Origin of the sequence: Microcystis sp. M090S1 (assembly GCF_020246295.1) — a bacterium.
In the GTDB taxonomy this organism is placed as follows: Bacteria; Cyanobacteriota; Cyanobacteriia; order Cyanobacteriales; family Microcystaceae; genus Microcystis; species Microcystis aeruginosa.
This window is the reverse complement of record NZ_JADBTF010000389.1, coordinates 1-2,880: the sequence shown is the minus strand read 5'-3', so window position 1 is coordinate 2,880 and position 2,880 is coordinate 1. Positions and strand designations below refer to the sequence as shown.

General features: G+C 39.1%; 4 protein-coding genes. All 4 read right to left on the bottom strand.

The annotated features are described in order from the left end of the window. A partial coding sequence (locus IM477_RS23185; protein ID WP_353845557.1) for a DUF2887 domain-containing protein occupies window positions 1-118 on the bottom strand: 118 nt, incomplete at its 3' end. 172 nt (window positions 119-290) lie between these two features. After that, window positions 291-779, bottom strand: coding sequence for a hypothetical protein (locus IM477_RS17120; protein WP_287732772.1), 489 nt, complete (start codon window positions 777-779; stop codon window positions 291-293). Window position 780: 1 nt separating this feature from the next. Further along, complete coding sequence (locus IM477_RS17115) at window positions 781-2,415, bottom strand: toxin C-terminal domain-containing protein (protein ID WP_287732771.1); 1,635 nt, start codon at window positions 2,413-2,415, stop codon at window positions 781-783. Further along, window positions 2,388-2,880: DUF4351 domain-containing protein (locus tag IM477_RS17110; protein WP_287732770.1), on the bottom strand; the 493-nt coding region annotated here is incomplete at its 5' end. The genes IM477_RS17115 and IM477_RS17110, both read right to left, overlap by 28 nt.

The following is a 2,880-nucleotide window of genomic DNA, read 5'->3' as shown; positions in this document are numbered from 1 at the left end:
TGATCTCGGCTGAGGTAAATTTGTATCCTTCTGCTTCTGCGATCGGGCGATCGATTAGCTCGAATAGTAGGGTGTGGAAGGTTTGGAATAGTTGAAAAAACAACGTATCAGTTCTCATGACTGGGAATCATATAGCAACGTAAGAGATAGATAGGACAATTCAAAACCCAAAAGATGGCAGAGCTTCGCTCTGCCATCTTTTGGGTTTTATGTCCTAAGCAAAGCTTACATTGCTATAGCATGATGGCAGACCATGTTGAATATGAGGTGTATTGCCTTTTGTTAATAGACTACGGGATTATGCGATCGGAATTCTCTCTATTTGGGCTGATTAATAACCTCAAATAATAATCTTCAATCCATTGTAACGGTACTACCCACTCAGATATTTTATTGCCATCATCAGAACAAATCTCTTTGTCTCTAATATAAGAATATAGATCTTCTGAATTAAAGCCATTTGGAATATAACATGTCTCTGGAATAATTAGTTCATTTTGAATATAAGCTATTTCTCCAACTTTATATGCAACCCAGCACTCCAATTGATAGTCAAATGGGTCGTCAATAATACTTGTAATAAAAAGTGTTCTATCAGAATGGAATAAAATTCTTGAGCTTGACTTCATCCAATGTTTTGTATACCTTTCCATATTCCAATCACTTAGAGATGAGATAAATTTTTCGGAAAATTCTCCGAGCGCTATTATACCAAACTGCCCTATATATTCACTTTCTTGATATACTTCAGGTAAGAAATCTATTGAGAATTTAGACATTTTAATCTCCAATTTTTTCAGTTAGATTATCATTGTAAGTCCCTACTCTTTTACCTTTACTATTAAATTTTTTCCAAACACCTCCATTGTGCTGATCAATGTCAGGTGTTATATATGTTTCGCCTTTTTTAAATACAGGTCTTCCTTTAGCATTAAAAGGATAATCTTTTGTCTCCTTATAACCTAAATCATTTGCAAGGTCTCTTGCTTCTTTATTTGTAATTGCTAAAAATGGAGGAAATAGAGGGCGATCTAAGGGAAACCCAAGGTTACGACATATTTTACCAATATCTCCAAAATCTTTGCCGCGATTATTTGCATTTGGGTCAAAGGTAGAAGTAGGTTGGGGTTTTGGGAAAGGAGAATCAATTTCTGATTGAGTTGGATTGGGAAAGGCTGAAGGTCTTGGATCTAGAGGTTCTGGTTTATCTATGAATGGATTAACCGAATTTTGTTGGTTTTGCCAATAAAGTAGTGCAGCCGCGCCAATAAAGAATAATCCTCCCACAGCCACAGGAACAAGAGGTATTGCAAAATTTCCTGAAGAATCTAGAAAGTTAGTCGGACTATTGAACACATAGCGATAGAGATTAGAATCACCACCTTTGAAACTAATCGGATCTTCAGAGATAAACTTACCAGTAAAGGAATCTAAATATCTCGCACGGTTATACTGCAACCCACTCTCAGCATCCAACTCCCTTGCCGTATAGCCATACCTAAACACCACCGACTCATCAGTCTGACTAGTCACGCCACCAAACGCATCATAAACAACATGATTCAGCACCGTACCCGAATCATCAACGACATCCCTCACACTGCCAAGATGGTCAGTCAAAGCCCAGAGAACATTGCCATTACTCTCATCCGCCTCAATCTGGTCAATGCCATTACCAAACAGATATCGATGATTGACATTCCCATTCTCGTCAAACACTAAAGCGATGTTCTGGTCATTGCCATAGACAAATCTCTCCGTCACCGCAGCAAGAGAACCATCGCCATCTGTATCAACTGTCTTGGCAATACGCTGATTGTAGACATCGTATGTATATTCAGCAGTTCTGATAATCTCACCAAGATCATTCTTAACGGTGATACCCGTCAACCTATCTCTAATATCCCAACGATATTCCATCACCTCATTAGTCGATTTGTCAGTGCGCTTGGTGCGATTTCCCACAAGGTCATACTCATACAGATATTTATTGTCTTCCAAGAGTTGATTATTTACACCCGTGACATAGCCATCATTAGTGCGATTACCATTGCTGTCATAGCTATAACTCTCATTGTCTTGAAAATCATATTCACCCGAAATTAGCTGATTGGTGTTGTCATAGGTATAACTAGAACTTCCATCATTGCTAGTGACACCCGTGATTCTGTCGCCTTGATCATAGGTTTGACTGTAGGATGCGATGATATTCGCACCAGTTCCATTGCTGTGAGTAATATTGGTGAGGCGATCGCTCTGGTCGTAAATGTGATTTGTCTCAGCAACGAGATTATTGCCACTGTATCGATATTTGGTGATGACTTGGCTAATGGCATTGTATGTATAGTCCACCCGCTTATTACCTTGAGCGTTAACAGTCATCCGATTTAACGTGCCAACTGTTTTTTTATCCAAGCGCTTAAATCGGCAGATGATTGCAAGTCAAAGATTGCTTCGGCTAAATCTTCTAGCTGTGCGACAGACAATTTAGAAATCTGAGATTTTATTCTGGGGGATATTTTGCCAAATTTGCGAGTTAGTTGGCGTAGTAGCATTGCAACCTGTCTCTGTAAACCCTCTTGCTTGCCAATTTGTAAACCCTCTTGCTTGCCAATTTGCAAACCCTCTTGCTTGCCAATTTGCACGCCTTCTAGCATTGCGTCTTGGTAGACGCGGGTTTTCTTTAGATCGCTATGACTAAACATGGCTTCAACCTCTTGTCTGGTTAATTTTGGGAATTTGTATACTAATACTGCTTCTATGAATTCTACTACGTTATCTCTCAGTTCGGTGTTTGTTTCTTGTTCGATTTTTTCGGCAAGATTTCTTGCTAGTTTTGGTGCTTTTTTCTCTGGTGCTAAGATTAGCTGAATAATCTCG

What these genes read in the sequence shown, in the direction of transcription:
- IM477_RS17120 (WP_287732772.1), bottom strand. Translation starts at nt 779, where the DNA reads ATGTCTAAATTCTCAATAGATTTCTTACCTGAAGTATATCAAGAAAGT.